Annotated in this window: 5 protein-coding genes; 3 read left to right on the top strand and 2 right to left on the bottom strand. The window is 68.5% G+C overall.

Annotated features, from left to right (window positions below; translation table 11 throughout):
* The first annotated feature begins 19 nt into the window (after positions 1 to 19).
* The 3 genes from H5T77_RS18895 to H5T77_RS18905 are packed head-to-tail and all read left to right on the top strand — an operon-like array spanning position 20 to position 3,781.
* Complete coding sequence (locus tag H5T77_RS18895) at positions 20 to 1,810, top strand: FAD-dependent oxidoreductase (RefSeq protein ID WP_292651851.1); 1,791 nt, start codon at positions 20 to 22, stop codon at positions 1,808 to 1,810.
* A gap of 25 nt (positions 1,811 to 1,835) precedes the next feature.
* Positions 1,836 to 2,888: a maleylacetate reductase gene (locus H5T77_RS18900; protein ID WP_292651853.1), complete on the top strand. Its 1,053-nt coding sequence runs from the start codon at positions 1,836 to 1,838 to the stop codon at positions 2,886 to 2,888.
* A complete protein-coding gene (locus tag H5T77_RS18905; RefSeq protein ID WP_292651855.1) occupies positions 2,888 to 3,781 on the top strand; it encodes a dioxygenase family protein in 894 nt (297 codons plus the stop codon). The genes H5T77_RS18900 and H5T77_RS18905 overlap by 1 nt, the downstream gene beginning before the upstream one ends.
* A gap of 313 nt (positions 3,782 to 4,094) precedes the next feature.
* Here H5T77_RS18905 and H5T77_RS18915 read toward each other — a convergent pair whose 3' ends face one another.
* Together H5T77_RS18915 and H5T77_RS18920 are read right to left on the bottom strand one after the other, a co-directional pair.
* On the bottom strand, positions 4,095 to 5,444 hold the full coding sequence (locus H5T77_RS18915; RefSeq protein WP_292651857.1) for an FAD-dependent oxidoreductase: 1,350 nt from the start codon (positions 5,442 to 5,444) through the stop codon (positions 4,095 to 4,097).
* A gap of 716 nt (positions 5,445 to 6,160) precedes the next feature.
* The coding region (locus H5T77_RS18920; protein ID WP_292651859.1) for an HNH endonuclease signature motif containing protein at positions 6,161 to 6,358 on the bottom strand (198 nt) is incomplete at its 5' end.

The following is a 6,358-nucleotide window of genomic DNA, read 5'->3' on the forward strand; positions in this document are numbered from 1 at the left end:
GTCTCAGAAAGGTGAGGAAATGCCAGTATTCGACGACGGTCAGCAGGAGACCGAGGTCCCCGAGACCGAGGATGTGGTGACCACCGACGTCCTCGTCGTGGGATCCGGCCCGGCCGGTGCGTCCGCCGCGCTCTTCCTGAGCGAGCTCGGTGTCGACAACATCATGATCACGAAGTACCGCTGGACCGCGAACACGCCGCGGGCGCACATCACCAACCAGCGTGCGATGGAGATCTTCCGCGACCTGGGCATCGAGGAGCAGGTGCTCGCCGACGCGACGCCGCACGAGCTGGTCGGTGACACCGTCTTCTGCACGAGCATCGCCGGCGAGGAGATCGGCCGGATCCGCACATGGGGCACCCGTCCGGACCGCGAGGCCGACTACCAGCTGGCGTCGCCGTGTCTGACCGTCGACATCCCGCAGACCTACCTGGAGCCGATCCTGGTCCGCAACGCCACCGAGCGCGGCACCCAGACCCGGTTCTCCACCGAATACCTGAGCCACACCCAGGACGACGAGGGCGTCACCACGATCGCCCGTGACCGGCTGACCGGCCACGAGTACAAGATCCGCTCGAAGTTCCTCATCGGCGCCGACGGCGCCCGCACCCAGGTCGGCGCCGACATCGACCTCCCGCTCGAGGGCGCGATGGACATCGCCGGCTCGATGAACATCACCTTCAAGGCCGACCTCTCCGAGCTCGTCGACCACCGCCCCTCGGTCCTCTACTGGGTCATCCAGCCGGGCTCGAACGTGGGCGGCATCGGCACCGGCCTGGTCCGGATGATCCGCCCGTGGGACGAGTGGCTGATCGTGTGGGGCTACGACATCAACCAGCCGCCGCCCGAGCTGACCGAGGAGTACGCGGTCAAGGTCATCCGCGACCTGCTCGGGATGCCCGATCTGGAGCCGGACGTGACCGGCTACTCGCTGTGGGGCGTCAACGAGATGTACGCGACCCACGCCCAGAAGGGCCGCGTCTTCTGCGCCGGCGACGCCATCCACCGGCACCCGCCGTCGAACGGTCTCGGCTCGAACACCTCGATCCAGGACTCGTACAACCTGGCCTGGAAGCTCGCCGCGGTGCTCCAGGGCTATGCGGAGACCTCGTTGTTGGAGTCCTACTCGACCGAGCGCACCCCGGTCGCGAAGCGCATCGTCACCCGAGCCAACCAGTCCGCCCGCGAGTTCGGCGAACTCTTCGAGGCGCTCGGCGTCGTCGGTCTCGAGGGCGAGGAGATGGCCAAGGCGATCGAGGAGCGGAAGGCCAACACCCCCGAGGGCGCGGCCAAGCGCGCCGCGCTGGTCACCGCGATGGAGCGCAAGAACTACGAGTTCAACGCCCACGGTGTCGAGCTCGGCCAGTTCTACGAGTCCAACGCGATCGTCTCCGACGGCACCCGGCCCGCGCCGACCGACGATGAGGACCTCTATCACCGGATGTCGACCTCGCCGGGTGCTCACCTCCCGCACGCCTGGGTCGGCGACAACGTCGAGAAGCAGGCGATGCTCGACCTCGCCCCCTACACGCAGTGGACGCTGATCACCGGCGTCGCCGGTGAGGCGTGGGAGGACGCGGTCGCCGCGGTGCGGTCCCGGTTCGGGATCCCGCTCCAGGCGGTCGTGATCGGGCCGGGCCGCCCGGTCACCGACCTCTACTTCGACTGGGCCAAGCTCCGCGAGGTCGAGGAGTCGGGCGCCATCCTGGTCCGTCCCGACAAGCACATCGCCTGGCGCGCCATGTCGCTTCCCGAGGACCCTGCCGCCGAGCTGGGTTCTGCGGTCGGGTCGCTCCTGGGCAAGGCCTGAGCGAGCCGGTCGAGCGGGGGATTCCATGAAGTTCACGCATGAGTCGCTGCCGCAGCGGGTCCGCTTCGCCACCGGCGAGGCGCCCGCTGCGGTGGCAGCGGAGATCGACGAGCTCGGGGCCAGGCGGGTGATGGTCATCGCCGGTGAGCGCGAGGCCGAGCTCGCCGCCCGGGTGACCGCCGACGTCCCGGTCGCGCTGCGCCACGACGAGGTCGTGATGCACGTGCCGGTCGAGGTCGCCGAGCGGGCACGCGAGCGGGCGGCCGAGTCCGCTGTCGATGCGCTGGTGTGCGTCGGTGGTGGCTCGACCACCGGGCTCGCCAAGGCCGTCGCGCTCACCACGGGGCTCCCGATCGTGGCGGTCCCGACGACGTACGCGGGGTCGGAGGCGACCGACGTCTGGGGGCTGACCTCGGGCGAGACGAAGACGACCGGCATCGATGCCCGTGTGCTGCCGCGGACGGTCGTCTACGACGCCGCGCTGCTGACCACGCTGCCTGGTGAGATGACCGTCGCCAGCGGGCTGAACGCGCTCGCGCACTGCGTCGATGCCATGTGGGGTCCGCGGGTCGATCCCATCGACCAGGTGTTCGCCGCCGAGGGGATCCGGGGGCTCGCCGCCGGGCTGCCGCTGGTCAGGTCCGACTCGGAGAGCATCGAGGGGATCGAGCAGACCCTCTACGGCGCCTACCTCGCGGCGGTGTCGTTCACGTCGGCCGGATCGGGGATGCACCACAAGATCTGCCACGTGCTCGGCGGGATGTTCAACCTGCCGCACGCCCAGACCCACGCGGTCGTGCTCCCGCACGTGCTCGCCTTCAATGCGCCGTCCGCCCCCGAGGCGGAGGCCCGGATGGCTTCGGCGTTCGGGGCATCGAGCGCCGTGGCGGGGCTGGCGGCGCTGCGTACGACATTGTCTGCGCCGAAGGCGCTCGAGGACTACGGCATGCCCGAGGACGGCATCGCCAAGGCGGTCGCGCCGATCCTGGCCGCGATTCCCGACAACAACCCGACCCCGGTCACCGAAGAGAACCTGACCGCGCTGCTGACGGCGGCGTGGGCAGGAGAGGAGAGCTGATGAGCGACGTACCTGGCGTATCGCCGGAGCAGCAGGCGGTCGAGCAGACCCTGGTCGACACCGTCGTCGCGTCCTTCGACGCCTGCGAGGACCCGCGTCTGCAGGAGGTCATGGTCTCGCTGACGCGGCACCTGCACGCCTTCATCCGCGACGTACGCCTCACCGAGGACGAGTGGAGCGCGGCCATCGAGTTCCTGACCGAGGCCGGCCACATCACCGACGACGTACGCCAGGAGTTCATCCTCCTCTCCGACACCCTCGGCGCCTCGATGCAGACGATCAACATCAACAACGAGGCGTACGCCGACGCGACCGAGGCCACGGTCTTCGGCCCGTTCTTCGTGGAGGACTCCCCGGCGATCGAGCAGGGTGGGGACATGGCCTTCGGGGCCCCGGGCGAGCCGTGCTGGGTGACCGGGACGGTCACCTCGACCGATGGAAAACCGCTGGCCGGAGCCAGGATCGAGGTCTGGGAGGCGGACGAGGACGGGCTCTACGACGTCCAGCGTGATGCCGGCGCGCGGGCGGCTCGGGCGCACCTGTTCGCCGACGCCGAGGGCGGCTACCGGTTCTGGGGACTGACGCCCACGCCGTACCCGATCCCCGACGACGGCCCTGTCGGCAAGATGCTCGTCGCGGTCGGACGTTCGCCGCTGCGGGCCTCGCACCTGCACTTCATGGTCACCCACGAGGGCTGCCGCACCCTGGTCACCCACATCTTCCCCGAGGGCGATCCGATCGGCTGGAAGGACACCGTCTTCGGGGTCAAGGAGTCGCTGATCAAGAAGTTCGAGCAGCAGGCCGCGGGGACGTCGACGCCGGACGGCCGGGTCGTCGACGGCACCTGGTCGAAGGTGCGGTTCGACATCGTCCTCGCGCCCAGCGGGGTCTAGCCTCCTCCGCTACCGGACTACCCCGGGTATCCCGGCCGACTAGTCCGAGAGGTCGGTGTCTGTCGGCGTCGACTCGAGCTGGAGTGTGGCGAGGATCGAGTCGATGCTCAGCTCGGTCGCCTCCTTGTCGACGCCGGCCTCGTGCTCGAGGAGGGCGAGAAGGATGCGCTCGGTGCCGACGTAGGAGTGCTCGAGCCCCAGGGCCTTGCGGAAGGTCAGTTCGAGGACCTTCCTGGCATCGGCTGGTTGGTGGTGGAAATGCCAGCGGGCCGGTCATCCGTGTGGATGACCGGCCCGCTTCTGACGGCGTGTGTCAGTGGCAGTGGTTGGAGATCTGGATCATCTCGTCGCGGGGGACGACCTTGATCCGCTCGCGGCCCTGGGCCTCGCCGAGGGAGCGCTCGTGGTTGTCGAGCTTCTCCCAGCCCTCGATGGTGGTGAACTCGACGCCCTTGCCGGACAGGTGCTCGAGGACCGCCGCGGTCGTGCCGTGCTCGGGCGGCGTGAGCTTGTCGAGGTCCTGGAGGAGGTAGTCGATGGTCTCCTTGGCGTCGGACTTGGTGTGGCCGATCAGGCCGACCGGTCCGCGCTTGACCCACCCGGTGACGTACGTGCCGTCGATGTGGTCGCCGTTGAGGTCGAGGACCCGGCCGCCGGCGTTGGGGATGACGCCGTTCTCGCTGTCGAAGGGCACGTCGGGGAGCGCCTCGGAGAGGTAGCCGACGGCGCGGTAGACGGCCTGGACGGGAGTGTCGGTGAACTCGCCGGTGCCGGAGACGGTGCCGTCGCCGTTGTACTCGGTCTTCTCGCTGCGCAGCGCGACCACGCGGCCGTCCTCGCCGACGACCTCGACGGGGTTCTGCATCATGTGGATGATGATCTTGTGGGGCTTCTCGCCGACGGGCGCATCCATGTACTTCAGGAGGATGTCGGCCACGAGCTTGGTCGCCTTGTGGCTCTGGATCGCCTTCTCGCCGGCCTCGTCGATCTCGAAGCCCTCCTCCTTGACGACGACCTCGACCGACGGGGAGTGGGAGAGCTCGCGCAGCTCCATCGGGCTGAACTTGATGTGCGCCGGGCCGCGGCGGGCGAAGACGTGGATCGTCTTGGCCGGGTTCTTCTTCAGGCCCTGGTAGACGTTGTCGGAGACCTCGGTGACCAGCTGCTCGTCGGCAGGCTTGGCCAGCATGCGGGCGACGTCGAGCGCGACGTTACCGGCGCCGAGGACGGCGACCTCCTCCGCGTCGAGCGGCCATTCCCGCGCCACGTCGGGGTGTCCGGCGTACCAGCTGACGAAGTCCGCCGCACCGTAGGACTGGGGCAGGTCGATCCCCGGGATGTCGAGCTCGCGGTCGGCCATCGCGCCGGTGGCGAAGATGACGGCGTCGTAGAAGCGACGCAGGTCGTCGAGCTTGAGGTCGGTGCCGAAGTCGACGTTGCCGATGAACCGAATGCTGTCCTGGTTCAGGACGCGCTTCAGCGCCTTGATGATCTCCTTGATTCGCGGGTGGTCCGGAGCCACGCCGTAGCGAACCAGACCATAGGGAGCAGGCAGGCGCTCGATGACGTCGACGCGCGCACCAGGGTGCTCCTTCGTGAGGATGTCGGCAGCGTAGATGCCGGCCGGGCCAGCACCGACGATCGCAACGCGGATGTCACGCATAAGGGAGTTCACCTTCCGTGGATGTACTAAGGCAAGCCTAAAGGGGGTCGTGCAACCCTCCGAATCCGTTCCACCAGGTGGTTGCGTGGCGTACGCGGGTTTCACGCTCAATTCTAGAATGCGTTCTCTTCTAGGGCGGGGGTGAGGACGTGATCTCCGACACGTACGGCGCGTCGCGTTGCTGTGGTTGTCGTGGTGACTGTTCGCCGCTGACCCTGCATTGGAGGGTGTTCTCGCCGTATATCGGGTCGGCGGTGCCTAGGCCAGTGGGCGAGACCTTGTGAATCGATCACAAGGTTCTGAACCGGTGGGCGGCCCGCAGGACGGGGTTTCCCCTCCTCCGCACCGCTCCCCACTCCCACGGAGCTTCCGCACCCTCCGGAGAGTGGGCAGGCTCCGTGGGAGTAGGGAACGGTCTGCACGCGTGGGGAAAGCCGCGCCGCTCGGGGGAGCATCGGGCCCGACCGACGGTCAAGGTCCGAGGAATCATGGTCGGTGGTCGGTGGTCGGTGGTCGGTGGTCGGAGGGCGCGAGTCCTTTCACGCTTCTGCGAATGGGCTCGACGAAATCCGAGGGTTGACGCGATGCCCCCAGATCCGCATCGATGACGCATGGCCCAAGCGAAACCACCCTGGCCCGGGGCAGGCGTAGGTGCCCGCGCGTAGGCGGGGTCTTGGCGCGATGGCCGTGGCGGGGGGTGGTCTCGGCTTGCCGGTTTAGGGGCGGCGGGTGAACCGGACGGTGCCGTCGGGCAACCGCTCATGAACGTAGGCAGGGTTGTGCGCCAGACGGTGATGGTGCGGACATAGCAAGACCCCGTCCTTCAGGTCCGTCTTTCCGCCCGCGGCCCAGGCTTTGAAATGGTGGGCATCGCACCACTCCGGTGGCATGTCACACCCCTCGGCCTGGCAGCA

Origin of the sequence: Nocardioides sp. (genome assembly GCF_014360585.1) — a bacterium.
Classification (GTDB): Bacteria; Actinomycetota; Actinomycetes; order Propionibacteriales; family Nocardioidaceae; genus Nocardioides.

Coding starts and splice junctions, on each gene's coding strand:
- H5T77_RS18895 (WP_292651851.1), top strand. CDS start 20: ATGCCAGTATTCGACGACGGTCAGCAGGAGACCGAGGTCCCCGAGACC.
- H5T77_RS18900 (WP_292651853.1), top strand. CDS start 1,836: ATGAAGTTCACGCATGAGTCGCTGCCGCAGCGGGTCCGCTTCGCCACC.
- H5T77_RS18905 (WP_292651855.1), top strand. CDS start 2,888: ATGAGCGACGTACCTGGCGTATCGCCGGAGCAGCAGGCGGTCGAGCAG.
- H5T77_RS18915 (WP_292651857.1), bottom strand. CDS start 5,444: ATGCGTGACATCCGCGTTGCGATCGTCGGTGCTGGCCCGGCCGGCATC.